Source organism: Nocardiopsis sediminis (assembly GCF_042650565.1).
Lineage (GTDB): Bacteria > Actinomycetota > Actinomycetes > Streptosporangiales > Streptosporangiaceae > Nocardiopsis_B > Nocardiopsis_B sediminis.
This window is the reverse complement of the sequence record NZ_JBHSBH010000022.1, coordinates 73,638-98,527: the sequence shown is the minus strand read 5'-3', so window position 1 is coordinate 98,527 and position 24,890 is coordinate 73,638. Positions and strand designations below refer to the sequence as shown.

The following is a 24,890-nucleotide window of genomic DNA, read 5'->3' as shown; positions in this document are numbered from 1 at the left end:
AAACACCACTCGAGAACCAGACAGACCAACCGGATGCGGCCCCGCCCACCAGACGCTGTTACCAGACGGTGTGCGGATCGGCCGAGAGAAGACCACCGCCCGGCCGGCAGACCCAACAGGCCCGCGCCAGGCGACTCGAACGACTATAGCCGCTGTCCCGCCGGGCGCCAACCTGAACGCGGAAGAAATTTTGGGCGGCACAGGGGTTCCGTGCCGGTCCCCCGAACACCGCAGGCCAACGGGTCCCGTCCCGGTGGAGCTAGGGCGAACTACCCCTCACCCTTCCCTACCTGTCCCTCACCGTCGAGGATGCGGCCGTCGCCCGTCCCCGGAGCCGCGTAGAGCCACTCCACCTCCAGGTCGACGACCGCGAGGCTCGCCGGCGGGAAGGACACCAGGCCTGGATCGTCGATGAACGCCGACGCCAGGTCGGCCATGGTGGGGTTGTGGCCCACCAGCAGCAGGGTTCCCACGTCGGGATCGGCCGCATTGATCAGCGCGAAAGCGGTGTCGAGGTCGGCCGCGTACGCCGACTCCTCGAACTCGACGCTCGGCCTGGCCGGCAGCTCGGCCAGCACCCCGTCCAGGGTCTGGCGGGTCCGTGTCGCCGTGGAGCAGATGACGTGGTCGGGAACGAGACCGGCGAGCGCCAGCCGTCTCCCCGCTTCAAGGGCCTGGGCGCGCCCGCTCTCCGTCAGGGAACGGTCGTGGTCCGGACCGGCGAACCCGTGCTCCGCCCGTGCGTGCCGCAGGATGACGAGTCGCCGGCTCATGGCGACAGCACCGTGGCGATGACGGCCAGCAGGGCCAGGGAGCCGAACATGACCCCCATGATGATGGCAAGCCCCTTCATACCGGACACGGGACCGTGCTCCTCACTCGCGATTCGTTGGCGTGAACTCTGCTCAGGCCACAGCGTCTCTGATCAGCTCAGTGAACCTATACGAACTGTAAGGTCCGGCGCGGGTTCTGCCCACCTGGGCGGGGTCGCATGAGCGTGGAAATGGAATCCCGCCCCTAGTTCCGCTCCGCGTGGCCGGTGGCCGGTGGCGGGTGTGCTGATCGTGGTCACGCCCTGGTGCCGGTGGGCTGCGCGCGGCAGCCGGGTTCGGCCCGTTGGTGCGTGTCCCTCCGGACGCTGGCCAGGACGCCCCGAGGGCCGTCCTGGGGAGGGAACCCTGCGTCGCCTGGGCGCAGGGCGGTTGGTGCGCGGCCGGGTCGGGCCGGTCTTGGACCGGTCCGGCCGGCTGGTCGTGGGGGCGGCCCTGACAACGGCCTTGGCCTCCAGCGTGTCCACCACAGCACGGATCACCATCTGTCCGCTGGCGCGGTCTACGACGGTCGTGGTCTGGTGGATGAGGCCGCGTGCTGCGATACGTCGCCAGGCGCCCTGGTCGCGGTCGCCCTGCCACCCGCATTCGGGGCTGGGGCAGATGGCCCACTTCCAGCCCGGCACGGTAGGGCGGTCGGGCGCCTTGCGGTGGCCCAGCGGGATCAGGCAGTGGGGGCAGTGCTTGGAGGTGTTGCGCGGCGGCACCATGACCACGGCGATCCCGACTTCGGCGGCGAGGTGCCGCATCCGGTCGGCGATCCGCCCGCGCGCCGTCTGGGACATGCGGGTGTTGTGGGTACGGCCCATACCGCCCGCTTCCATCGACCGCAGGTCCTCCAGGTAGATGACCGTCGCCCCGGCCCCAACAGCCTGGTCGACGGCCCACCGGGCCCCCGCCCACGCCAACGCGTCGTTGAGGTTTGAGCGGCGCTCGCAGACCCGCCGGATCTCCTGTGCCAGGATCTGCGCCTTGCGGTCAAGGCCGGTGTCGGCGAGGCGGACGTACTGGTCGGCCTTGGCGTGCAGGCGCTCGGAGATACGACGGAGCCGGTGCTGCTTGGCCAGCACTCCAGCGGCCCGGAACTGGGCACCTGCCCCCAGAGCGGTGATGCGCCCGTCCTGGTGCAGCCGGGCCGGGCCCGCGCTGAGGAGGGTGTTCAGGCCCCAGTCCACGCCCAAGGCCACGGTGTGGCCGCTGCGTCGGGCCTTGGGGACCGGATGCGTGTAGACCACGTCGGCGCGTACCTTCTGGCCCGTGATGCGCAGGGTCGGCAGGTGGATCACCGCGTTGGCCGGGACGGTCGGCGGCAGGGCGATCGGGCACTCCACCCAGGTCCAGTGGCCATATGCCTGCGGGTCGGGCCGGGTAGGGAGCCGGAGCCGGAGCAGGGCCTTCGTCGGCTCGGCGGTCGATCGTTCGACGGTGGCCTGCTGGGCGTCACACGCGGCCAGCAGCAGCATCCTGGCCACACGCGGGGCGGGCTCGAGCTCGAACACGTCGGCCGGGAGACGCCCGTTCTTGCGCTCGAAGGCGGCGACCTGGCGGGTGCGGGATCCGATGACGCTGGACGGCAGGTACGCGCCGCCCGGTATCGCGGCCCGCACCTGGTCCCACTCATCCGCCGTGCGCTTCTTCGGGTCGCCAGGCCATGCGGCCAGCACACCGGTCACCAGGTCGGCACGCCACTTCACCGACCGCAAAGCGCGCCCGGCCTGCTCCTGGGCCATGCGAACGATCCGGTCGTTCACCTTCGCCTCGCACGTGGTGGTCCAGCCGAGGCGGCGCAGCGCCATCCACGCGTTCGACGGCAGCTTCCTGCCGCCCGCGTCCCTACCGCAGGCCAGTACGTTCACGTCGGTGGCGTTCCAGTGGTCGGCGATCAGCGTGGCGCTCATCGCGGTCACCAGGTCGGTGCACCAGCCCACGCGTTCGGCCAGAGCGGTGGCGGTGAGGAGTTCGCCGGTCGTGTCGTCCACGCCCGACCGGATGAGGACGCGGGCGCAGGCGGTGCGGGAGGTCTCGCCCTTGGCGAGCGGTAGTTTCCGGTTCCGGCTCATGCGGCACGGCCCTCGTCGCACTGGCCGGACTCGGCCAGCAGCCGCTTGCGGTTCTCCGCGCTGCGCATGCCGTACAAGCGGCCCGCGAACGTGGTGACCAGGCAGACGAAGTCGTCGAGGAGTTCATCGCGGCTGCCGGGCTTTTTGGGGTGCAGCACCTCGACGGTGACCCCGTACACGGCGAACAGCCGCTTGAGCCAGCCCACCCCGAATCGGGCCAGCCGGTCCTCGTGGGTGACGCGCACGACGGTCACTGTGCCGTCCGACACCATCGCCACCACCCGGTTCAGGCCCGGCCGGTTCTCCTTCAGGCCTGAGCCGCGATCCTTGACGACCTTGACAATTTCGCCGGTAGAAGTGGCCCGCAGTTCGGCCTCCTGGGTCTCCAGCGAGGAGTCGGAGTCCTGCCTGGACGAGCCGGACACTCGCACATACAGCAACTCCCGACGCGGCCGGGAAGTTGAGGAGTCGCTGCCGCGCTTCATGTTCTCCACGTCCACCGAGGAGAACCGGCGCTCACGGCCGACCCACGTGAACGGGATCTTGCCGTCCAACGCCCACTGGCGAAGCGTCATCGGGTGTATCCCGAGACGCTTCGCAGCCTTGGACATACGCAGCAACTCCATGCATGGAAATATACATGCATGCACAACACTAGGGATGACTAATGAAGTTGATGAGCCTATGGTCTCCCATGCGCGTCTTCCGTCCACCCCTCTCGCTCCCCCGTTCCCCCGTCCCACCTCGGACGACTCCATCCCCACGGGTCCCGTCACCTCCACGACCGAGGGCTCGCTGGAACCGGCGGCCTCCCCCTCACCGACCCCTCACCGAGCCGGGAAACGGCGTGGCCGCCGGATCCTTGGCGGACCCGGCGGCCACGGCATCAGCAACAGGGGGCGTGCCCTGAATCACGTCATCGGGTCAGCCGTTGCCGCCCTCGCCCGCGTGGGCCTGCTCCTTGCGGTCGGTCGCCGGTGCGGAGTCGTCGATGCCGGGCACGCTCGCGTTGACGTCCGCGTTGTCGTCCGCGCCGGGAACGGCGGTACCGCCGTCGGCCTGGCCGGGCGTCCCGGACGACGCATCCGTACCCGAGTCGCGACCGTCCGATGCGGGCAGCCCCGAAGCTGGGCCCTCGGTGGAGCGGCGCTTGGACCACACGATCGCGCCGGCGATGACGCCCAGCGCCACCACCGTGATCCCCACGCGCAGGGCGGTGTTCTCCGCGTAGAGGACCACGCTCGGCGCGATGATCAGCGCGACCAGGTTCATGACCTTGAGCAGCGGGTTGATGGCCGGCCCCGCGGTGTCCTTGAACGGGTCGCCGACCGTGTCGCCGATGACGGTGGCCTCGTGCGCCTCGGAGCCCTTGCCCCCGTGGTGGCCGTCCTCGACGAGCTTCTTCGCGTTGTCCCAGGCGCCGCCGGAGTTCGCGAGGAACACCGCCATGAGCGTCCCGGCGGCGATCGCCCCGCCGAGGAACGCGCCCAGGGGGGCGTAGCCCAGGGCGAACCCGACCAGGATCGGCGTGAGCACGGCCAGGAGGCCGGGCGTCACCAGTTCGCGCAGGGAGTCGCGGGTGCAGATGTCGACGACCCGCGCGTACTCGGGCTTCTCGGTGCCGTCCATGATCCCGGGACGGGTGCGGAACTGCTCGCGCACCTCCAGGACCACGCGTCCGGCCGCGCGCCCGACCGCCATGATCGCCAGCCCCGAGAACAGGAACACGACCGCGGCGCCGAGGATGACGCCCACGAGCACATTGGGCTGGTCGATGGAGAGGCTGAAGCTGCTCGCGGCGTCCCCGAGCGCCCCCTCCACCGAGGTACGGAAGGCGCCGAACAGGGCGGTGGCCGCGAGGACCGCCGTTGCGATCGCGATCCCCTTGGTGATCGCCTTGGTGGTGTTGCCGACCGCGTCGAGGCTGGTCAGCACCTCGGCGCCGCTGCCCTGGACGTCGCCGGACATCTCCGCGATGCCCTGTGCGTTGTCCGAGACGGGGCCGAAGGTGTCCATGGCGACGATGACGCCGACCGTCGTCAGCAGGCCGGTGCCCGCCAGCGCGACCGCGAACAGGCTGACGGTGACGGAGACGCCGCCGATGATGAACGCGGCGTACACGGCGCCGGCGATGAGCACCGCCGAGTAGACCGCCGACTCCAGCCCGACGGAGATGCCGGAGAGGATGACGGTGGCGGCCCCGGTCTCGGAGCTCTCGCCGATCTCGCGGACCGGGCGCCGGTCGGTCTCGGTGAAGTAGCCGGTGAGGACCTGGATGGCGGCGGCCAGGACCAGGCCGACCAGCACCGCGCCGATCGCGATCACGGCGGGGTTGCCGTCCAGGGCGGCGGTCTCGGCGTCGACCCCGCTGAGCCCGGAGAAGCTGGACGGGAGGTAGACGAGGGCGGTGGCCGAGACGAGGACCGCGGAGATGATCGCGGAGATGAAGAAGCCGCGGTTGATCGCCGCCATGGCGCTCCTGTCGCGCGAGCGCGGCCGCACGACGAAGATGCCGATGATCGCGGTGAGGACGCCGATCATCGGGACCAGGAGCGGGAAGACCAGCCCTTCGACGCCGAAGGCCACGCGGCCCAGGATCAGCGACGCCACGAGGACCACGGCGTAGGACTCGAAGAGGTCGGCTGCCATGCCGGCGCAGTCGCCGACGTTGTCGCCCACGTTGTCGGCGATGGTCGCGGCGTTGCGCGGGTCGTCCTCGGGGATGCCCTGTTCGACCTTGCCCACCAGGTCGGCGCCGACATCGGCGGCCTTGGTGAAGATGCCGCCGCCCACACGCATGAACATCGCGAGCAGGGCGGCGCCGAACCCGAAGCCCTCCAGGACGAGGGGGGCCTCGCCGCGGTACAGGAGGACGACGATGGCCGCGCCGGCGAGGCCGAGGCCGACGGTGAACATGCCGGCGACCCCGCCGGTGCGGAAGGCGATCCGCATTGCGGCGTGTTCACCGCTCTCGCCGCCTTCACGGGCCGCCGCTGCGACGCGGACGTTTCCGCGCACTGCGAGCCACATCCCGATGAAGCCGGTGAGAGCGGAGAAGATCGCGCCGATCGCGAAAAACACCGACCTGCCGTAACGCACCGATTCGCTGTCGGCGGGGAGGAGCAGGAGCAGCAGGGGAATGGCGACGACGAAAATCGCCAAGGTGCGGAACTGGCGTTTGAGGTACGCCGCCGCACCCTCTTGTACCGCGAGAGCGATGTTCTGCATCCGCTCGGTACCCTGACCCGCGGCGAGAACTTCACGCACCAGCCATCCGGCCACGGCGAGCGCCAGCAGCGCCACCGCCAAGACCACGACGACCAGCGTGAGATCCATGCCGTTCAGAGCCAGAGCCGGACCGCTTTCGGCGGCGAGGCTGAGCCCAGGCAAACCGTCCTCCTTGAGACGGGCACGTCCCGGCCCCGCGCTCGCGCACGCCGCCGTCCGGATTTGGGCCCGAACAGGTAGCCCGACGGCACGCTGTGCAGGGTCATGCGGGGTGCCACCAACACATATTCAGCTTCCCGTGACCGGCGTTTCCGAAGGGCACGGTGTCGGGGATTCTACGCACCGCGACCGCGAAACGTGAGAGGAGGGCCTGAAGTTAAGTGGCGTGCCGTGGATATGTGATCACACGGTGATCTCCAAAACATGATATTTCAGTTTATAGAGGATGGAACTCAGCATTTATCATCAGACATTAAGCAACGGGGCATTAGGGATAAACAGCTCAAAGAGGCATGAATACCGCACGCGCCGGTCGAGCGACGCCGATGGGAGGCCGCGTCGGGACGAGAGCCCGAGGGCGAGGGTGTTCCCCGTTCCCCCCAGCCAACCGGACCGCGGCGGCCTTCGCCACCGGAACGGGGCCGATGTGTCCTAGCGCACGCCTTGGGGCGTGCCGTCGTCGCCCGGTGCCGCCGGGGGCGCCGGGGACTCACCGCCGCGCCTCAGCCGGAGGCCGGCGGTGTCGATCGGCGCGTCGTCCCCGCGGTCCAGGGCGTCGGCGACGCCCCGGCCGAAGGCGGCGGCGCCCAGGGCATCCGTGCCCTCGGGGGCCTGCGGGCCGTACGCCTCGACCCGGTCGGCGCCGCGGCGCAGCAGCCGGGCGGCGCCGACGCGGTTGCCGCGCTGGGCGTGGGTGAGCCCGACGGCGATCTGGGCCAGCCCGCGCCACAGCTCGCGCTGCTCATCGGGGGCGGATTTCCAGACGGCCTCCAGCACTTCATGGGCATGGAAGGCATAGCCGTCGTCGAGGAACCGCTGTGCGGCGTCCAGGCCCTCCTGGGCGGTGAACACCGCGTCCTCGGGGACCCGGGGCACCCCGGGGGAGCCGTAGGGCAGGGGGCGTCCGAGGCGGTCGCGGGGGCGCTGGTTCTGCGCCCGCCCGCTGGGGTCGCGGTCCCGTCCGCCGTCCTCTGTCGCGCCCATGCGCCGCTCCGTTCTCGTCCTGGCGGGGTCTCGGCGCGGCCACGGGACGCCCTTGGTCCTCCGCCCTCGTTCACCCGTCCGCGGGCCGGGGCGCTCCCGTCAGGTGTCCGGCTCGGCGTCGGCGAGCCAGCCCGTGAGCGCCCTGTTGACCCGGTCCGGCTGTTCCTGGTGGGGAAAGTGTCCCGCACCGTCGATGAGCCGCCAGCGGTAGGGGGCGTCGACGAAGAGCCCGGAGCCGCGCGCGGTGCCGGGCAGCAGGAACGGGTCGAGTGCACCGTGCAGGTGCAGGGTGGGCACGGCGATGGGCCGCCGCATGCGCCGCATGTAGCGGTGGCCGTCGGGGCGCGCCTGCGACCGGAACAGCCACCGGTGGGCTTCGAGCGAGGCGTGGGCGACCCCGGGGACCTGGAAGGCGTCGCGGCAGCGGCGTTCGGTGACGGGGTCGGGCCACCCGGGCCGTGACCAGTCGCTCAGCATGGCGGCGACGGGCGCGGCGGCGTCGGCGAGCAGCCGACGCTCGGGCAGCACGGGGAGTTGGAAGCCGTAGAGGTGCCGGCCCGCCCAGCCCTGGCGGCCGGCGAGCATCGCGCCGCGCAGCCGCAGCGGGTGCGGCATCGACAGCACGGCCAGCCGCCGCACGGACTTGGGGTGGTAGGCGGCCATGGTCCAGCCGAGGAGGCCGCCGGTGGCGTGCCCGACGACGGCGGCGTTTGCCTCGCCGAGAGCGCGGACCAGCCCGGCGGCGTCGGAGGCCAGGGTGACGAGGTCGTAGCCGCGCGGCGGCTTGTCGCTGGCGCCGTAGCCGCGCAGGTCCACCGCCGCCACGCGGTATCCGGCGTCGACCAGCGGGGCGAACTGCCCGTGCCAGGTCCACCAGAACTGCGGGAACCCGTGCAGCAGCAGGACGAGGGGGCCGTCGCCGGCCTCGGCCACGTGGAACCGGGTACCCGCTGCGGTCACGGTACGGTGCGTCCACGGGCCGTCGATGAGGACCGCCGTTTCCCCGGTCACGCTCGGTCCGCCGATCAGGGCCCTCAGAAGTCCGCGGGGTGCTCGCGGCGCAGCACGGCCATCGTGCGGGCCATGGTGACGCCGGTGCGCGGCAGCCCCTGGATCTTCTTCAGCCTGCGGTTGCCGAGGAACACCAGGAGCCCGGCGAGCAGCACGTAGAGCACGGTGACGATGAGGAACGCGAGCCAGGCCGCGAGCCCCAGCGCCCAGAGGCCCAGGCCCAGGGTGATCGACGCGAGGACCAGCACCATGTGGGCCATGACCGCGGCGCCGATGAACATGACCGAACCGCGGGCGATCTGGCTCGCGTCGCGCGCGATCTCCAGCTTGGCGAGTTCCAGTTCGAGGCGGATGAGCCGCGAGACGTTGCCGCCGGCGTCGGAGAACAGCTCTCCGAGCGAGCGCTCGGCGGCGTCGAAGTCCTCGGACTCCTGGCCACCCGATCGGGTCTCGGGCATCGAGGTGGCTCCCTTCGCTGGGACGTGGGTCCTCCGCATCCTTGCACACATCGCCGCCCTGGCCGCATCCGCCGCGCGCGCACGCCGGATCGGCGGCCGCGCGTGAAGGGGGTGCGCGGCCGCCGGATGGGGGGTGCGGGCGGGGCGGCTCCGGCGGCGCCGCCCCGCCCGGCGGCCGCTACTCCTCGCCCTTGGCGTCGGGCAGCTTGGCCGCGATCACGTCCATCACCGACGAGTCGGTGAGCGTGGAGACGTCGCCCATCGTGCGCTTCTCGGCGACGTCGCGCAGGAGCCGGCGCATGATCTTGCCGGAGCGCGTCTTGGGCAGCTCGGGCACGACCAGGATCTGCCGCGGCTTTGCGATGGCGCCGAGGGAGTCGCCCACGTGGGTGCGCAGCTCCTGGACGAGGCCGTCGCCGCCCTCGCCCGCCTCGCCGCGCAGGATCACGAACGACACGATCGCCTGCCCGGTGACGGGGTCGGTGGCGCCCACGACCGCGGCTTCGGCCACCTTGGGGTGGCTGACGAGGGCGGACTCCACCTCGGTGGTGGAGATGTTGTGCCCCGAGACGAGCATGACGTCGTCGACCCGGCCGAGCAGCCAGATGTCGCCGTCCTCGTCGCGCTTCGCGCCGTCGCCGGGGAAGTACAGGCCTTCAAAGCGCGACCAGTAGGTCTGCTTGTAGCGCTCGGGGTCGCCCCAGATACCGCGGAGCATCGCGGGCCACGGCTCGCGGATCACGATGAAGCCGCCGCCCCCGTTGGGCACGGACTTCGCCTCGTCGTCGACGACATCGACGACGACGCCGGGGATCGGCCGCATCGCGGCGCCGGGCTTGCCCGAAGAGACGCCGGGCAGCGGGCTGACCATGATCGCGCCGGTCTCGGTCTGCCACCACGTGTCGACGACGGGCGTGCGGTCACCGCCGATGTTGGTCCGGTACCACATGTAGGCCTCGGGGTTGATGGGCTCGCCCACCGAGCCGAGCACCCGCAGGCTGCTGAGGTCGAAGCGGGCGGGGATGTCCGCGCCCCACTTCATGAACGTGCGGATCGCGGTCGGCGCCATGTAGGCGATGGTGACCTTGTACTTCTCCACGATCTCCCAGAAGCGCCCCTGGTGGGGGGTGTCCGGGGTGCCCTCGTACATCACCGAGGTGGCGCCGTTGGAGAGCGGGCCGTAGACGATGTAGGAGTGGCCCGTCACCCAGCCGATGTCGGCGGCGGTCCAGAAGACGTCGGTGTCGGGCTTGACGTCGAAGACGGCCCAGTGCGTGTAGGAGACCTGGGTGAGGTAGCCGCCGGTGGTGTGCAGGATGCCCTTGGGCTTGGCCGTGGTACCGCTCGTGTACATGATGTACAGCGGGTGCTCGGCGTCGTGGGCCTCGGCCTGGTGGTCGGTGCTCTGGCGGTCCACGATGTCGTGCCACCAGACGTCGCGGCCCTCGGTCCACTCCACGTCCTGTCCGGTGCGGCGCACCACCAGGACGTGCTCGACCGCGGGCCGGTCGCGCACGGCGTCGTCGACCGCCGCCTTCAGCGCGCTGGCCTTGCCGCGCCGGTAGCCGCCGTCGGCGGTCACGACGACCTTTGCCTCGCTGTCGTCGAGCCGGGTCCCGAGGGCGTCGACCGAGAAGCCGCCGAAGACCACCATGTGCACGGCCCCGATGCGGGCGCAGGCGAGCATGGCGACAACAGTCTCGGGGATCATCGGCATGTAGACCGCGACGCGGTCGCCCTTGGCCACCCCGAGTTCGAGGAGGGCGTTGGACGCCTGGCAGACCATGTCCGTGAGCTGGGCGTAGGTGATGGTCCGCGTATCGCCCGGCTCACCCTCCCAGTGGAAGGCGACGCGGTCGCCGCGGCCGGCGTCGACGTGGCGGTCGAGACAGTTCACGGCGGCGTTGAGCTTGCCGCCGGTGAACCACTCGGCGAAGGGCGGGTTCCAGTTCAGGACGTTGTCCCACGGCCGGTCCCAGTGCAGTCTGCGCGCCTGCTCCTCCCAGAAGCCGAGGCGGTCGGCCGCCGCGGCCTCGATGTCGCCCTCCTTGACGTTCGCGTCGGCGGCGAGATCCGCGGGGGGCGGGAACCGCCGCGTTTCCTGAAGAAGGTTGGACAGCGTCTCGTGTCCCTGCTCCCGGGGAGTCTCAGCCACGGTTACGTCTCCTTGTTGTTCACGAACCCACGACTCGAGTATGTGGTGGAGACCACTCCATCAAGAGCACGTGGCCGTTACAAGGGGGCAGACGGACGGCGCATGTGTTACCCGCGCGTAAGGTTCGAAGGGTGAGCGCAGTGTCAGCCGATCCCCTTGAGCAGATCGCCCGGCTTGCCCCCGTTGACGCCGCCGTCCAGGAGACGCGTGCGATCGTCGACCGGCTGCTGGGCCACCGCGTGCTGCGCCGGCGCAGCGCGGAGGTGTCCATGGAGTCCGCCCTGCGCGGCGCCCGCGCATCCGCGGTCCTCGACGGCGCCGACGCCACCCTGGAGCAGGTGCGCGCCGGTGCGTGCGACGACCCCCGGGTCAAAGGCGCGCTGCGCGTGTCGGGCGAGCTGGGCGTGCTCGCCGACACCTGGCCCAAGGCCCCGCGCCAGGTCCTGGCGCGGCTGCACACGCTGGCCGCCGCCGACGGCGTCGATGCCTCGGCGCTGGGGCGGCCGCGGACACTGGGGGAGCCGGCGGCCGATCCGCTCGGTGTGGGGCCCGCGCCCGGGCCGGCCGAAGTGGCGGCCCGGCTCGACGGCCTGGGCGCGCTGCTGGCCGCGCCCGCCTCGGTGCCCGCGCTCGTCGTGGGCGCCATCGTGCACGGGGAGCTCGCGGCGCTGCGCCCGTTCGGGTGGGGCGACGGCGTGGTGGCCCGGGCGGCGGAGCGGCTGACGCTGATCCGGCGCGGGCTCGACCCCAAGTCGCTGGTCCCGCCGGAAGTGGGGCACGAGGAACTGCGCGAGGGGTACGGTCCCGCACTGCGCGGCTACACCTCCGGGACGGCCGATGGCGTGGCGGCGTGGGTGGTCCACTGCTGCGACGCGGTGGCGGCCGGCGCCCGCGACTCCTTGGCGACGTGTGAGGCGCTGAAGCGCGGCTGACCTGCGTCGCGGTGGTTCAGGGGCGGCACACACCCCGATCCGTGGGGGTCTGCGACGCGCACGGCGTTCGTCTCGGTTGGATCACATTTCACGAAGACGTCGATCGCGCGCTTTGGGGCGTTTGCGAGATTCACCGGGAATGCGAACGGCGCCCGTACCCGCCCTTCCGGGTCGAACACGGACGCCGCCGCGAGCACGTCCACCGGGCTATCAAGCGTGCAACTCATGTAGTCCGACCAGGTGGAGCCTGATCTGGACGGGCCTCCCGCGGCTTGGTGGCGCGTGGGTTCCCGGTCTTCGTGCGGGTGGGGTCGACCTCCCCCTTACCACCCTTTCTACTCCGATCGGCGGCGCCGCGAAACGGGCGCGGGGTCAAGCTTTCCCCATAAGGCCGACAAACCGGCGTGGTAACGTAGCGTGTCATATCTGTTACCTCCCTGAGAACGGGATCGCCCCGCCCTTCCCCCGCCGCCGGATACGCGGCCGGGCGGCACACCCGGATCTCCCCCGGAATCCCCCTCCGTGCATGCGGCGCACGGCTTCCGTACTCACGCCGATACGGTCACCGCGACCGGCCACGGAACCTCCTCCGGCGGCCCACATGACCTGATTGGAATGCGGCGCCCGGCTCCACCCCCCCGAGCCGGACCGTAAGACGGCCCCCGCTCTCCCCCCGGCGGGGGCCGTCGCCTTTCCACACCCCCTGGTGACGGCCGGGGGAAGGTGGCGCCTCCGCACGCTCCAACGGCCCCGCGGACGAGGGCCTTCGGCCGGTGGCGGCGCCGCCTCCGCTCACTCGTCGGCTCGCCGTTCCGATATCCACAGGTTGCGGAAGTCGACTTTCGCCGGGGTGACCGGATCAGGGACCGTGGATATGGGCAGCCACCTCGCATCGCGGATTTCGCACCCGGCCACCGCATCGCCCGCGCCCCTGACCGACGCCCGATGCACCCGTGCCGCCTTCCCCACTCACGTGCGCCCCGCGGCACAACACCGTCCCGCTCACTGCGTCACGCTCGCGCCCATTGCCGCACCGACCTCACCACGCACGAACGGCCACCGAGCGGCGCCTCCCTTCTCCGCAGCCCGACCCGCCGGTCCAGGGAACCCGCCACGCACACCGCCACATGAAAGAGGCCCGTCCGCCGGTCCTTCCGGGCCCGCCCGACCACTCACGGAGGCTCCGTGGAAGCCCCGAACCCGTCCCGTCCCCTCCTGGTCACCGACGACCCCGACCTCCTCGACGACCTGCTCCGGCTCACCGCCGCAGCGGCCGTCGAGCCCACCGTCGCCCACACCGCACAGCACGCCGGGCGCGACTGGCCGCGCGCGTCACTCATCGTCGTGGGAGCAGACCTCCTGGGCGGCGTCGCCGAGCTGGAGCCCGACCCGCACCCGCTCGTCGTCGTCGCCGAACGCGAGGACGGCCCGGAACCCCGCATCCGTATTGCGAAACCGGGCACCGCCGCGGCCCGGATCGGTGCCTGCGCCGTTCTCCGCCTCCCCCACGACGAACCCCGCCTCGCCGACCTCTTCGCCGAATCCGCCGGCCCGCGCACGCCCCCGGCACCGATCGTCTCGGTCGTCGGCGGCCGCGGCGGAGCCGGCGCCAGCACACTGGCCATCGCGTTGGCTCTGGCCGGTCCGCGGCACGGAGCGGATACCGCGCTGATCGACGCCGACCCTCTCGGCGGCGGGCTCGACCTGCTCATCGGCGGCGAGCACGCCACGGGCAGCAGGTGGTCCGACCTCTCCGCACGCGAAGGCCGGATGAACTGGGCCGCGCTGCGGACCTCGCTCCCCGACATCCGCGATTGCGCGGTGCTCACCTGGGACCACGGCCCCGCCGTCCCCATCCCGGTGATCGCCATGCGATCCGTCCTGTCGTCCGCGGCACGCGGTGCCGACCTCGTCGTGGTCGACCTCCCCCGCGCGCTCGATTCTGCTTCCGGCGAGGCGCTGCGCCGCAGCACCACCGCCCTGCTGGTCGTCCCGGCCGACCTGCACGCCGTCATGTCCGCCCACCGGCTCGTGCCGCAGCTGCGCCAGCACACCGGCGACCTCCGGATCGTCGTCCGCGGGGCCTGCCCCGACCTCCCCGCCGAAACCGTGTCCCACGCCCTGGACCTCCCGATGCTCGGTGAACTGCCGACCGAGCCCGGCCTCGCCCGGACCCTGGATCGCGGCGACCCGCCCGCGGGGCGCCGTTCCTCTCCTCTGGCCAGGTTCGCCGACGGCATCGTCGCGACGCTCCTGGACCGCTCCGGCGGCTCCGGCGGCTCCGGGAACACGCGCGGCCGGACCGGCGGCGGCCCGGCCGCGGATCGCGGCGCCGCGCCGATACGGCGCCGCCGACGAGGCACCCCCTCATGACCGCCGACTCCGCGCACCCCGTGCCCGACCCGGCGCTGCTCGATTCGGTCCGGACCCGCCTCGCCCGTGAAGCCGCCGACCCCACGCCCGCCCGTGTCGCCGCCGCGCTCCGCGCCGAAGGCGGCGTCCTCGGCGACGCCGAAGTGCTCTCGTTCGTCCGGGTACTGCGCGCCGACCTCGCCGGAGCCGGACCGCTCGACCCCCTGCTCGCCGACCCCGGCATCACCGACATCCTGGTGAACGGCCCCGGAGAGGTGTGGGTCGACGACGGCGGCGGCCTGCGCCGGGCGCCCGGCGTCGTGTTCCCCGACCACGACTCCGTCAGGCGGCTCGCCCAGCGCCTGGCCGCACAGGCGGGCCGCCGCCTCGACGCAGCGGCGCCCTGGGTCGATGCCCGGCTTCCCGATGGAGCCCGCCTCCACGCCGTCCTGCCTCCGGTCGCACCCGAAGGCGCCTGCCTGTCGCTCCGGCTCCCCCGGCGGACCGTGTTCTCCCTGAACGAGCTGGTCACGTCGGGCACGGTGCCAGCCTCGGGCGCCAGGCTTCTCTCCGCGCTCATCGCATCCCGTGCCGCGTTCCTGATCTGCGGCGGAACGGGCACCGGGAAGACGACCCTGCTGTCCGCACTGCTCTCCCTGACCGACCACCGGGAACGGCTGGTCCTCGTCGAGGACTCCGCGGAGCTGATGCCCGACCATCCGCACGTGGTCCGCCTCCAGGCACGGCCGCCCAACATCGAGGGCAGCGGAGAGATCGGCATCCACCAGCTGGTCCGCCAGGCGCTGCGAATGCGCCCGGACCGGCTGGTGGTGGGCGAGGTGCGCGGCGCCGAGGTCGTGACCCTGCTCTCAGCGCTCAACACCGGCCATGAAGGGGGATCCGGCACGATCCACGCCAACGCCGCGGTCGACGTCCCGGCGCGCATCGAGGCCCTGGGCTGCGCGGCCGGGCTCAGCCGCGAAGCGGTGCACAGTCAGCTCGCCGCCACACGCGTGGTCATCGTCCACCTCCACCGGGGCCCTGGCGGTAACCGCCGCGTCGCCGAAATCTGCGTTTTGCGTCGCGCGCCGACCGGCCTGGTCGAAGCCGTCCCCGCGGTGCGCTTCACGGCGAACGGCACGATCACCTCCCACGACGGCCTGCCCGCACTCACGTCCCGCATCGCCCTCACCCCGGCCGCCGGACCGCCGGCGGCGAGAACGCCTGAGCCCTGACGATCCCCGGGAGGACGAAAGCCCGCCGAACCGGTGGGAGGCCACCGCCCACACGACCTCCGCGGCCGGATACCTGGCGCACAGACGGAGCCCAACATCGCGAGTCCACGACCGACGGTCGTCCCCGGCCCTGGACGACCCCACGGAGCCGGCCGAATCGATCACGACGGCCGGTCCTCAGGGCCCGACGGCGCCCAGCCTGCCAGACCACACCCGGCCGCGTATGCGTCCCGTCAGAGCTCCGGGCGCTCGTCACCACACCGACCGGCCCGAAACTCCCCGTCGTCATGTCCGAACGCCGACCCTGCCCCGATCCCGATCGGCGCCCCGAGGGGAAGAGCCCGCAGCGTCGGCCGCACGGACATCCCCCACCGGCTACGCCAACCCTCCAGGACCGCCCGACACCCCACGGAGTCACCGTGTCCGACCACCACGCAACGGATCCACCGCCCACGTGCCGCCGACCCGCCGCACCGCCCATCCCCCACGAAGCCTCCGGGAAGCGACCCCACCTCGCCGGATCGACCTCCCGAGCCGCACGGGAACGCGCCCTTGGCGTTCGCTGGTGCGGCGCGATCCGGTTCGGGTCGTGCGCCGGCGGCGGCCATCCTCCGGGAACGCCCGCCGGCCGCCGCACAGCGACAGGGCAGATCCAGTGGGGTTCGCCGGGCTTGCGGGGAAGCGAACGGCACGGCCGTTCGATCGCGGTCCGGTCGGCGGGCCCGGCGTCCGAAGGGCGGTGCGCCCGATGACTGCTCCGGTCGATCTCATCGATCCGCTGATCCGGGCGGAAACCGGGTGGTGGCTGATGCTCGTCTGCGCTGCGGGACTCGTGGTCGCCCGGGCGCTCCCCTCCATGGCGACCGTCCGGCTGCGTGGCGCGCTCACCCGCGCGGCCGGTGGCGGGCGGACCGGGGCGGCCACCCGCGCGGAAGCGGACGGCCCCCCGGCCGTTGTGGCGACGATGACGGCGTGGCTGCGTGCGCGGATCGATGGCGCCTCGGGCCGGGCGTCCCGGCGGCGCGGGCGGGCGGTCATCGAGCTGTGCCGCGCCCTGGCCGCCGAACTCCGAGCGGGCCGCGCTCCCTTGGCCGCCGTCGAATCCGGGATAGCCGCGCTGGATCCGCCCATCGCCGCCGAACTCGCCCCCGTCGTGGCGGCGGCCCGGGGCGGACGCGACCCGGTCGACGCCCTCCGGGACGCATCTGCGCTCCCCGGAGCGGCCGGGCTCCGCTACCTCGGGGCGTGCTGGAGTGTGGCGGCCGGAACCGGCGCCGGGCTCGCCGATGTCATCGACCGGCTGGCCGAGAGCCTGGCACAGGAGGATGCGGCGCGGCGGGAGGTCGCCGCCCACCTCTCGGGGCCGCGCACCACCGCCATCGTACTGAGCGTGCTCCCGGCGCTCGGACTCGCGATGTCCACGGCGCTGGGCGGCGCCCCGCTCGCGTTCCTGTTCGGTACCCCCGCGGGACTGTCGTGCCTCGGCGCCGGAGTCTCCCTCGACGCGCTCGGCCTTTGGTGGACCCGGCGGATGGTCCGCGGGGCCATGGCCGCCTACGGGGCGGTGTAGCGGCGATGACGGTGCTGGATGTCGGCGTGATCGCTCTCGGGACCGCGGCGGCGGTGCTGCTCTCAGGGTCCCCTCGGGCACTCGTCCGCACGCGGCTCCGCTCCCTGCTTCCCGGGGCCGCGCCACCCGCCGCCCGGAGCCTGAACAGCCGCGCCGGGCGGGCGGTCCTCTGGGCCGTCCCGATGCTGCCCGCACTGACCCTGGCGCTGGTCGCCGGCCCCGTCGCGGGCGCCCTCATCGGGGTTCCGCTGGCGGTGGCGGGATGGCGGCGCCTGGCACGGGGGGCGTCCGGCCCGGGTGAACGGGAACGCGCGCGGCTGGTGGCGGAGTTGCCCATGGCCGTGGACCTGATGGCGGCCGGGCTACGGGCCGGCTGCACCATGCCCGACACCCTGGCGGCCGTCACCCAGGCGGTGCCCGGACCCCTGGGCGCGCTCCTCGGCGGGGTGGCAGATCAGCTGCGGCTCGGCGCCGATCCCGTCAGCGCATGGGGCCGGGTGGCGGGACCGCCTGACGTCACGGCGGTGGGGCGCGCCGTGGCCAGAGCCGCCGACAGCGGCGCGCCCGTGGCCGATCTCCTCCACCGCCAAGCGGCCGAGATCCGCGCCGGCGCCCGGGACCGGGCGCTGGCGCGGTCTCAGCGGCTGGGGGTGCTCGTGGTGGTCCCTCTGGGGGTGTGCTTTCTTCCGGCGTTCGTGCTCATCGGGGTGGTGCCGCTCGCCGCGGGCCTCATTTCGGGCCTGATGACCCCCTGACCCGCAGGCCGGACGCCCGGCGCCGGCCAAGATAGCGGGGCGGGAACCGGGGCCAGCCGACCGTCAGCCGGAGGGCGAGGGTCCCGACGGCGAGCAGGACGAGTGTCCACGCCGCGAGCGTTCCGGCGAGCCCTCCCCCGGCGACGGAGGTGTGGTCGGCGGGCCGGTGCCCGAGGCCGGTGATCGGCTGCGGCGCCGCCTGCGGGGGACGCGCCGGACCCGCCGACGGTGCGCCGGTCTGCGGGTCGGTCGCTTTCCCCGCTGCGGAGGAAGCGGAGGACGACGTGCCGCCGGTATCCGTGCCCCCGTCGGGAGGTTCGGCCTCCGGAGAGCTCGGGACGGCGGGCGCGGGGCCGGCACCAGCGGCGTGGCCGGACGTGTCGGCTCGGTCGGGCCCCGCTGCCATCGCCGGGCCGGCCGGTGCAGCGTCGTCCGACGCGTTCGGGGAGCCCGGCTCCGGTTCCGGCTCGTGGTCGGTAGGGGCATCGGACGAGGACCCGGATGATTCGTCGTCGGCGGCAGGGGCGTCGTGGGTCACGGGTGCACGGTCGTGGTTCCGCTCCGGTTCCGGGGGCTCCGTGAGGTCGGGTGGGACGGGAAGTCCGGGCGGGCGCTGATCAGGGAGGTCGCCGGGATCGATCCCCGGTGGCGGTGCGGGCCACTCCCAGGGGAGGAGAGGGCGCGGATCGACGATGGGGGACGGCACCAGTGGGACTGCACCGGCCGGGTCCTCCGGCTCCGATGAATCGTCGTCATGGTCGGAGGGCGGAGGTGGGGACGGGGACGGGGACGGCGAAATGTCGACCGGCGGGTTCGGCGATGGCGCGGCGTCCGCCCCTGCTCCATGGGGGTCAGGGCCGATGCGGACGTCCAGCGCATCGAGGTCGACGATCCCCTCCCCTCCGGGGCCGGGGATGGAGAACCCGCCGCAGATCACGATGGCCGATGCGGCCATGGCGGCGGCCCGGATCCCGGAAACAACGTCGACACGCTCGAACATGGAGTCCTCCATAAGTCGTCGGATGGCCCGCAGGGCCGGATACGGCCGGTGGATCGTGGTCTGTGGTCGCCGGCGATGGGGTGACGTCCCCGGGTGGCCGGCCGGACGCGCGTCCGGGGTCTTCGCCCCCGGCTTTAGGGCCTGAGGCGGTGAGAGACGAAGGCGGACCTCCGCGGATCGTTGTTGGGGGCATCGGCCCCACCTGCGAAGGACCGGACGGTCCGCTCACGCGGCGGAGGGTGTCTCGCTCGATCGGCGGCGCGGTCGGCACGCGTTCGGTCGATCTGCCGACGCCCAAGTGCGCACCCGCCGCCCTGGCCCTTCGGCGGAGGCGACCGCGACGGGCACGGCCCTACCGCGCCCCCGCCGGGTGGGCGTGCGCGTCCCACGCCTTGGCCCCGGGGGACCACGGCTCCGCAGAGACATGAGCGATGGTCGGCCCGCGCGGGAGGGCGGTGCGCCCGCTCCGAGGCCCCTGCGCGTGCGTGGGCCGGGGATGTGCGGCACTCCGTGGCGGGAGATGTCATCGGCGCGCGTGCTCCGTTTCCGTTGCTCGGGGCGGCGTTTCAGCGAATGGCGATGTCACCCGGGGGCTTCGACGGGGCCGGCGGCGGCGCGGGCGGTCACGTTGCCGGGCCAGGTGCGTGTGGGGGTGCTGACCTCGGTGTGCAGGATGAGGCCGGTGACCGTGCAGGACGTGAGCCGGGCATCGTTGGCCGCAGCGACTTCTCGAGCCGTGGCGCAGGCGAGGCGGCTCCCGTGGGCGGCGTCGCGGGCCCCGGCCACGGCGGCGAGGTCGGCGGCGGTGGCCGCGCGGTGGCGGTCGGCGCGGACCCCTGCGACGACGAGCACCGCAAGCGCGGTGAACCAGACGATCATGCACAGGACGAGCGTCCAGACCGTCCCAGAACCGCGGTCCGGCGCCGTTCCGGCGCGGGGCATCCTCCCGTGCCCCGGAGGGAGGGGCACGGGTCCGTCGCGCCCGAGCGGCGGAACACGCCGTTCGGCGGGCCTCCCGTCACCTCCGGCGCCACACGGCGCACGGTCGCCGGCGCACGCGATCCTCCGAGACCGGGGCGAGGTCAGGACGTGCCGGCAACATCCGCCGTCCACGAGCTTGCGTGACCCCGTAGACGTCCCATGCCGGAACGGCGGAACACAGCGCACTGGGGGCCTCCTTCGACCCCGCGCGCCACACGGCGCACGGTCATAGGCGTTCGCGGGCTTCGGAGTCCAGGACACGACCCGGGCGGACCGGCAGCGGCCTCCCTCTACAGGGGCGTCGTTCGGTGATCGTGTGGTCGTCACATGCCGGAGCAGGAGCAGTGGCACACACCGCATGGCGGGCCTCCCTTCACCTCTGACGCCGCATGGCGCACGGTCACGGACGGGTGCGGGACTCGGAACCCGGGGCGTGACCGGAGTGGGCCACCGCCGGCCGTCCAAGGGCGCGCCGGTCCGTGGTGCGGGTGCCGTCATGTGCCGGGCTCGACCGGGGTGGCGGCTTCGCCGCCGACCACGACCGGGGCGGTGAACGACGGGCCGATCGGGATCCGCGTGGTCACGGTGACGCGGGCCATGCCGTCGCCGCGGGACAGCCGGGTCTCGGCGGATTCGGGCGCGGTCCGGGCGATCAAGGTCAGCACCTCGGACTCGGAGTCGCCCCGCGCCAGTGCGCGGGCGCCGATCCTGGCGGAGTCGACGCACGCGACGTGGGCGGCCGCCGCCTGGACGGCGGCCAGTGCGAGGCCGAGCACGAGCGCCAGCGACGGCAGTGCGACGGCGATCTCGGCGGTGACCCCACCGCGGTCACCCGCCGACGCGCAACGCATCGGTGACGATCTGCGTGAGGGTGTCGCGTACCTCGGAGCTGGTGAGGATGACGTACAGGACTGCGGCGAAAGCGCACGCCGTGACCGTTCCTACGGCGTACTCCGCCGTCGACATGCCGCGGTCGCGGCCGACGGCGGGGACGACGGCGCGGCCGGGGGCGGTGCGGCGTTCGAGGGGGATGCGGGCGAGGCGGCGGACGGCAGCGGGAGGGGGGATGGGCATGGCGACCTCCAACGGGCCGGGGACGGGGCGCGGGGCGGTGTCCCGCGTCCTGATCCCAGAGTGCGCGGCGGCGTGCGTGCGGCGAAAGCGCAATCCCAAGCCTGTGGATAACCGGACGGGGAGCGCGTACCGCCCTTGGGCGGTGGCGGCATCTCCGGCCCCCTCCGACCGTTCGGCCGGCTCCGGGGGAGGTGCCCGTTCGCGTGAGACGGCGTCCCGCTCTCGGCTCACCGGCACCGTACGGAGGGCGGCGTCGAGCCCCTACCCCCACAGCCTGATCGGACGTCGTCGCGGCGAGCGAGGGTCAAGACGACGGACAACGGATGCACGGCCCCGTCCGGTCGACGGGTCCGCGGCGCCTCCGCGGTCCCGCTCTTCCCGCTGCTCCTGCTCTTTCCGCCGTTCCCGCCGCTCCCGCTCGATCCGCACCCTACGTTTCGCGAGAAACACTCACCGTGATCATCCGCTCGGCCGGCCGCCCCCGGGCCGTCCACCCCACCCCCGATCAGGCCGTCCCCGCCAGGAGCGCATCGAGGAGGCGCAGTGCGCCCGGCTTGCTGAGTGGGTCGTTGCCGTTACCGCACTTCGGGGACTGAATGCACGACGGGCAGCCGTCGTGGCACTCGCAGTCGGCGATGGCGGCGCGTGTGGCGGTCAGCCAGGCGCGGGCCGCCGCGTAGCCGCGTTCGGCGAAGCCCGCCCCGCCCTCGTGGCCGTCGTAGACGAAGATCGTCAGCCGTCCGGTATCGGCGTGCAGCGCCGTGGAGACACCGCCGATGTCCCACCGGTCGCAGGTGGCGAAGAGCGGCAGCAGGCCGATGGCGGCGTGCTCGGCCGCGTGGGCGGCGCCGCGCAGCTCCACGTCGGCCGCGAGCAGGCGCTCCGCCTCCTCGGGCGCGAGCGTCCACCACACCGCCCGGGAGTTGAGCGTGCGTTCGGGCAGGTCGAGTGGTTGCTCGCCGAGCACGGCGCCGGTGCGGACGTCACGTTTGAGGTAGGCGACCACCTGGCGGGTCACCTCGACCTCGCCGAAGTGGACCGTGGCGGCATCGCCCCAGGCGTGCTCCTTCAAGGTGCGCAGGATCTCGATCTCCGTGACGTCGCGCGCCCAGGTGCTGTACTCGGGCGCCGCACCGCACACCAGGGCCACCCCGGCGTCGAGGTCGAGCTCCTCCACCACGTAGGTCAGCCCCTGGTGCAGGTAGACCGCGCCGTCGTGCACGGTCCCGTGCGCGGCTGCCTCGTCGATGGTGCCGAGGAGCTGCCCGCTGCCGGAGTCGACGATCTGCACGGGCGGGCCGCCCGCGCCGCGGATGTCGGCGAGGTCGCTCGCGCGGTCGCGCCTGGTCCAGAACCAGCCGCGCGGCCGCTTGCGCAGCAGGCCGCGGTCGACCAGGCCGGCCAGGACGTCCTCGGCGACGGGCCCGAACAGCTCCAGGTCGTCGGCCGTCAGCGGGATCTCCGACGCCGCCGCGCACAGGTGCGGGCCGAGGACGTAGGGGTTGTCGGGGTCGAGGACGGTGGCTTCGACCGGGCGCCCGAAGATCGCCTCCGGGTGGTGGACCAGGTAGGTGTCGAGCGGATCGTCGCGGGCGATGAAGACGGCCAGCGCGTCCTCGCCCGCGCGGCCCGCCCGTCCGGCCTGCTGCCACAGGGACGCGAGGGTGCCGGGCCAGCCGGTGATCAGCACGGCGTCGAGGCCGGTGATGTCGACGCCGAGCTCGAGCGCGTTGGTGGTCGCCAGGCCGAGCAGGTCGCCGCTGCGCAGGGAGGCCTCCAGGCCCCGCCGGTCGTGTGCCAGGTAGCCCGCGCGGTAGGCGGCGACCTTTGCGTCCAGGCGGCCTTCGGGGCGCGCCCGCGCGAGGTCGTGGTGCTCCGCCGCGCCCTCTCCCCCGGCACCGGCCTCGCCGCCCACGGGGACCCGCGCGTGCCCGCGTTCGCGCAGGGTGCGCTGCGCGGTCAGCGCGACCACCTCCGACGCCTGGCGCGAGCGGACGAAGGCCAGGGTGCGCACGCCCTCGGCCACGAGGTCGGCGAGCACGGACGCGGCCTCCGCGGTGGCCGTGCGGCGGACGGGCGCGCCGTTCTCGCCCTTCTCGTCGGTCAGCTCGGGCTCGACCAGCGCGAAGCTGAGTGCGGCGCGCGGGGAGGCGTCGCGGGTGATCGCGTGCACCGGCAGCCCGGTGAGGCGGTGGGCGCTCTCCTCAGGGGTGCCGGTGGTGGCCGACGCGAGGATGAACACGGGCGCGCTGCGGTAGCGGGCGCATACCCGCCGCAGGCGGCGCACGATCTGGGCGACGTGCGACCCGAACACCCCCCGGTAGCGGTGGGCCTCGTCGATGACGACGTAGCGCAGCCGGCGCAGGAACCCCGCCCACGCCGCGTGCCGCCCGAGCACGGCGTGGTGCAGCATGTCGGGGTTGGTGAGGACGTAGTTGGCGTGGGTGCGGATCCACGCCCGTTCCTGCCCGGGGGTGTCGCCGTCGTAGGTGGCCGCGCGCAGGCCGGGCAGGTCGAGATCGGTGAGGGCGCGCAGCTGGTCGGCGGCGAGCGCCTTGGCCGGGGAGATGTAGAGCACGGTTCCGCCTTCGCCGATGGCCTCGGCGCACGGAAGCAGGAAGCCGAGCGACTTTCCCGAAGCGGTACCGGTGGCTATGATCACGTTGCTACCGGAGCGCGCGAGGTTCGCGGCGGCGACCTGGTGGGACCATGGAGCCGTGATTCCCAGTGCTGATAACCGCTCACGAACCGGGGGCGGTGTCCAGTCTGGCCAGTCTTCACTTACCCCGTCGCCACGTGCCAGCCGCTCCACATGTGTCACCTGCGAGTTCCGGGTATTGTCACGCCACAGCCGTCGGAGTGTCGGCTCCCACTGATTCACCCCGGCACCCTCCTCGGCAGACTCCGCACGTCACAGGGATCGCGGACGTTGGACCGGTTTCAGTGTGACATCTGGGGGAACAGACGCGCGGTGTCGTGGTTTTCTTGTGGTTACAGGAAGACGCCGTGCACACGCATGGTTGAATGCCGCACTGTGGGGTAACGCCCGGCAGAGATCACTCGCGGTTTATCGCGGTTCGGCGCTGGAGGACTAGTGGACTTGAAGCTTGATCACCACACCCAGGACGACACTGAGATCGTCGTGGTCGAGGGTGAGATCGACGTCTATACCGCGCCACGCCTGCGTGAGCTCCTGATCGATCTGGTCAACAAGGGTAACTTCCACCTCGTGGTCAACATGGAGAAGGTGGAGTTCCTCGACTCGACTGGTCTCGGCGTGCTCGTCGGCGGGCTGAAGCGCGTGCGTGCGCACGACGGCACGCTCGACCTGGTGTGCACCCAGGAGCGGATCCTGAAGATCTTCCGGATCACCGGCCTGACCAAGGTCTTCGGGATCTACGACTCAGTGCAGGAAGCCATCGACAAGCGTAAGTCCAAGTAGCTGCGTAACGAGCGACCCATGGCACTCGTCCAGCTCACGATCAGTGCGCTGCCCGCCCACGTGCGCACGGCCCGGCTGATGGCCACGGCCGTTGCGCGGCGTGCGGGCATCGCGGAATCCGCGCTCGATGAAATCCGGCTGGCGGTCGGCGAGGCGTGCTCGCGCGCGGTCGAGGCGCACCGCGCCTACTGCCCGGATCAGCCGATCCGGCTCGACCTCATCGACAGCGCGGGCCCGCCCTCCGCACGCCGGGACACCCCCGCCGTGGCGCCGCACAACGGGCATGCCGCCCACCGCTTCGAGGTCGTGGTCGCGGACCTCGCCCCGGCGAAGGAGCCGGGCACGCCGCTGAACCACGACGCCGAGGGCGGCGGCGTGTACCTCGACGAGCACACGCCTCCGGGCGGGGTCACCGGGCTCTCCCCCGATGTGGGGCTGGCCGTCATCGTCGGCCTGGCCGACGAGGTCAGCATCGAGCCCAACGAGAACGGCACCGTGGTCCGGATGAGCTGGCCGGTCGGGCAGACCGAGCCGGATCAGGACGACCGGCTCGTCGGCTGACCGCCGCTGCACGCGCACCATCGGGCGGTCCCCTCAGCGGGGG

The 24,890-nt window shown here is 72.8% G+C and carries 19 protein-coding genes; 7 read left to right on the top strand and 12 right to left on the bottom strand.

Translation table 11 applies throughout. The annotated features are described in order from the left end of the window. Positions 1-269 precede the first annotated feature (269 nt). The 8 genes from ACFOVU_RS28910 to acs form a co-directional block, all read right to left on the bottom strand. A complete protein-coding gene (locus ACFOVU_RS28910) occupies positions 270-773 on the bottom strand; it encodes a SixA phosphatase family protein (protein ID WP_378538627.1) in 504 nt (167 codons plus the stop codon). 152 nt (positions 774-925) lie between these two features. Continuing rightward, entirely contained in the window at positions 926-2,890 is a 1,965-nt protein-coding gene (locus tag ACFOVU_RS28905; RefSeq protein WP_378538626.1) for a zinc ribbon domain-containing protein, read from the bottom strand. Then, positions 2,887-3,501: an IS607 family transposase gene (locus ACFOVU_RS28900; RefSeq protein WP_378538634.1), complete on the bottom strand. Its 615-nt coding sequence runs from the start codon at positions 3,499-3,501 to the stop codon at positions 2,887-2,889. Before ACFOVU_RS28900 ends, ACFOVU_RS28905 begins: the two co-directional genes overlap by 4 nt. Before the next feature lie 313 nt (positions 3,502-3,814). After that, the gene (locus ACFOVU_RS28895; RefSeq protein WP_378538633.1) at positions 3,815-6,226 is read right to left on the bottom strand and encodes a sodium-translocating pyrophosphatase; all 2,412 of its coding nucleotides are present in this window, start codon (positions 6,224-6,226) and stop codon (positions 3,815-3,817) included. 543 nt (positions 6,227-6,769) lie between these two features. Beyond that, positions 6,770-7,321 (bottom strand): DUF309 domain-containing protein, encoded by a 552-nt coding sequence (locus ACFOVU_RS28890; RefSeq protein ID WP_378538625.1) that lies wholly within the window; start codon positions 7,319-7,321, stop codon positions 6,770-6,772. A gap of 99 nt (positions 7,322-7,420) precedes the next feature. Then, on the bottom strand, positions 7,421-8,332 hold the full coding sequence (locus tag ACFOVU_RS28885; protein WP_378538624.1) for an alpha/beta fold hydrolase: 912 nt from the start codon (positions 8,330-8,332) through the stop codon (positions 7,421-7,423). 23 nt (positions 8,333-8,355) lie between these two features. Then, entirely contained in the window at positions 8,356-8,790 is a 435-nt protein-coding gene (locus ACFOVU_RS28880) for a phage holin family protein (protein WP_378538623.1), read from the bottom strand. Positions 8,791-8,968: 178 nt separating this feature from the next. After that, positions 8,969-10,945, bottom strand: coding sequence for an acetate--CoA ligase (acs, locus tag ACFOVU_RS28875; protein ID WP_378538622.1), 1,977 nt, complete (start codon positions 10,943-10,945; stop codon positions 8,969-8,971). Positions 10,946-11,076: 131 nt separating this feature from the next. Between acs and ACFOVU_RS28870 the strand changes: the two genes are divergently transcribed. The 5 genes from ACFOVU_RS28870 (at position 11,077) to ACFOVU_RS28850 (ending at position 17,789) form a co-directional block, all read left to right on the top strand. Further along, entirely contained in the window at positions 11,077-11,877 is an 801-nt protein-coding gene (locus ACFOVU_RS28870) for a Fic family protein (protein WP_378538621.1), read from the top strand. A 1,185-nt stretch (positions 11,878-13,062) separates the two neighbouring features. After that, positions 13,063-14,250 (top strand): septum site-determining protein Ssd, encoded by a 1,188-nt coding sequence (ssd, locus tag ACFOVU_RS28865; RefSeq protein ID WP_378538620.1) that lies wholly within the window; start codon positions 13,063-13,065, stop codon positions 14,248-14,250. Further along, positions 14,247-15,464 (top strand): TadA family conjugal transfer-associated ATPase, encoded by a 1,218-nt coding sequence (locus ACFOVU_RS28860; RefSeq protein ID WP_378538619.1) that lies wholly within the window; start codon positions 14,247-14,249, stop codon positions 15,462-15,464. Before ssd ends, ACFOVU_RS28860 begins: the two co-directional genes overlap by 4 nt. 748 nt (positions 15,465-16,212) lie before the next feature. Beyond that, positions 16,213-17,034 carry a type II secretion system F family protein gene (locus ACFOVU_RS28855; RefSeq protein ID WP_378538618.1) on the top strand — a complete coding sequence of 274 codons (822 nt, stop codon included), beginning with the start codon at positions 16,213-16,215 and terminating at the stop codon, positions 17,032-17,034. Between the two features lie 5 nt (positions 17,035-17,039). Then, complete coding sequence (locus ACFOVU_RS28850; RefSeq protein ID WP_378538617.1) at positions 17,040-17,789, top strand: type II secretion system F family protein; 750 nt, start codon at positions 17,040-17,042, stop codon at positions 17,787-17,789. 1,582 nt (positions 17,790-19,371) lie between these two features. Here ACFOVU_RS28850 and ACFOVU_RS28845 read toward each other — a convergent pair. The 4 genes from ACFOVU_RS28845 to ACFOVU_RS28830 form a co-directional block, all read right to left on the bottom strand. Next, a complete protein-coding gene (locus tag ACFOVU_RS28845; protein ID WP_378538616.1) occupies positions 19,372-19,731 on the bottom strand; it encodes an Rv3654c family TadE-like protein in 360 nt (119 codons plus the stop codon). 533 nt (positions 19,732-20,264) lie between these two features. After that, positions 20,265-20,621: a TadE family type IV pilus minor pilin gene (locus ACFOVU_RS28840; RefSeq protein ID WP_378538615.1), complete on the bottom strand. Its 357-nt coding sequence runs from the start codon at positions 20,619-20,621 to the stop codon at positions 20,265-20,267. Next, complete coding sequence (locus ACFOVU_RS28835) at positions 20,599-20,844, bottom strand: DUF4244 domain-containing protein (protein ID WP_378538614.1); 246 nt, start codon at positions 20,842-20,844, stop codon at positions 20,599-20,601. The genes ACFOVU_RS28840 and ACFOVU_RS28835 overlap by 23 nt, the downstream gene beginning before the upstream one ends. A gap of 505 nt (positions 20,845-21,349) precedes the next feature. Next, positions 21,350-23,725, bottom strand: coding sequence for a DEAD/DEAH box helicase (locus tag ACFOVU_RS28830; protein WP_378538613.1), 2,376 nt, complete (start codon positions 23,723-23,725; stop codon positions 21,350-21,352). A 213-nt stretch (positions 23,726-23,938) separates the two neighbouring features. On the opposite strand from ACFOVU_RS28830, the gene ACFOVU_RS28825 reads away from it, so the two are divergent. Together ACFOVU_RS28825 and ACFOVU_RS28820 are read left to right on the top strand one after the other, a co-directional pair. Continuing rightward, the gene (locus tag ACFOVU_RS28825) at positions 23,939-24,286 is read left to right on the top strand and encodes an STAS domain-containing protein (RefSeq protein ID WP_040272705.1); all 348 of its coding nucleotides are present in this window, start codon (positions 23,939-23,941) and stop codon (positions 24,284-24,286) included. 18 nt (positions 24,287-24,304) lie between these two features. Next, positions 24,305-24,847: an ATP-binding protein gene (locus ACFOVU_RS28820; RefSeq protein ID WP_378538612.1), complete on the top strand. Its 543-nt coding sequence runs from the start codon at positions 24,305-24,307 to the stop codon at positions 24,845-24,847. Positions 24,848-24,890: the final 43 nt, after the last annotated feature.

Coding starts and splice junctions, on each gene's coding strand:
- ACFOVU_RS28910 (WP_378538627.1), bottom strand. CDS start 773: ATGAGCCGGCGACTCGTCATCCTGCGGCACGCACGGGCGGAGCACGGG.
- ACFOVU_RS28905 (WP_378538626.1), bottom strand. CDS start 2,890: ATGAGCCGGAACCGGAAACTACCGCTCGCCAAGGGCGAGACCTCCCGC.
- ACFOVU_RS28900 (WP_378538634.1), bottom strand. CDS start 3,501: ATGTCCAAGGCTGCGAAGCGTCTCGGGATACACCCGATGACGCTTCGC.
- ACFOVU_RS28895 (WP_378538633.1), bottom strand. CDS start 6,226: ATGGATCTCACGCTGGTCGTCGTGGTCTTGGCGGTGGCGCTGCTGGCG.
- ACFOVU_RS28890 (WP_378538625.1), bottom strand. CDS start 7,321: ATGGGCGCGACAGAGGACGGCGGACGGGACCGCGACCCCAGCGGGCGG.
- ACFOVU_RS28880 (WP_378538623.1), bottom strand. CDS start 8,790: ATGCCCGAGACCCGATCGGGTGGCCAGGAGTCCGAGGACTTCGACGCC.
- ACFOVU_RS28860 (WP_378538619.1), top strand. CDS start 14,247: ATGACCGCCGACTCCGCGCACCCCGTGCCCGACCCGGCGCTGCTCGAT.
- ACFOVU_RS28855 (WP_378538618.1), top strand. CDS start 16,213: ATGACTGCTCCGGTCGATCTCATCGATCCGCTGATCCGGGCGGAAACC.
- ACFOVU_RS28850 (WP_378538617.1), top strand. CDS start 17,040: ATGACGGTGCTGGATGTCGGCGTGATCGCTCTCGGGACCGCGGCGGCG.
- ACFOVU_RS28845 (WP_378538616.1), bottom strand. CDS start 19,731: ATGCCCCGCGCCGGAACGGCGCCGGACCGCGGTTCTGGGACGGTCTGG.
- ACFOVU_RS28840 (WP_378538615.1), bottom strand. CDS start 20,621: ATGCGTTGCGCGTCGGCGGGTGACCGCGGTGGGGTCACCGCCGAGATC.
- ACFOVU_RS28835 (WP_378538614.1), bottom strand. CDS start 20,844: ATGCCCATCCCCCCTCCCGCTGCCGTCCGCCGCCTCGCCCGCATCCCC.
- ACFOVU_RS28820 (WP_378538612.1), top strand. CDS start 24,305: ATGGCACTCGTCCAGCTCACGATCAGTGCGCTGCCCGCCCACGTGCGC.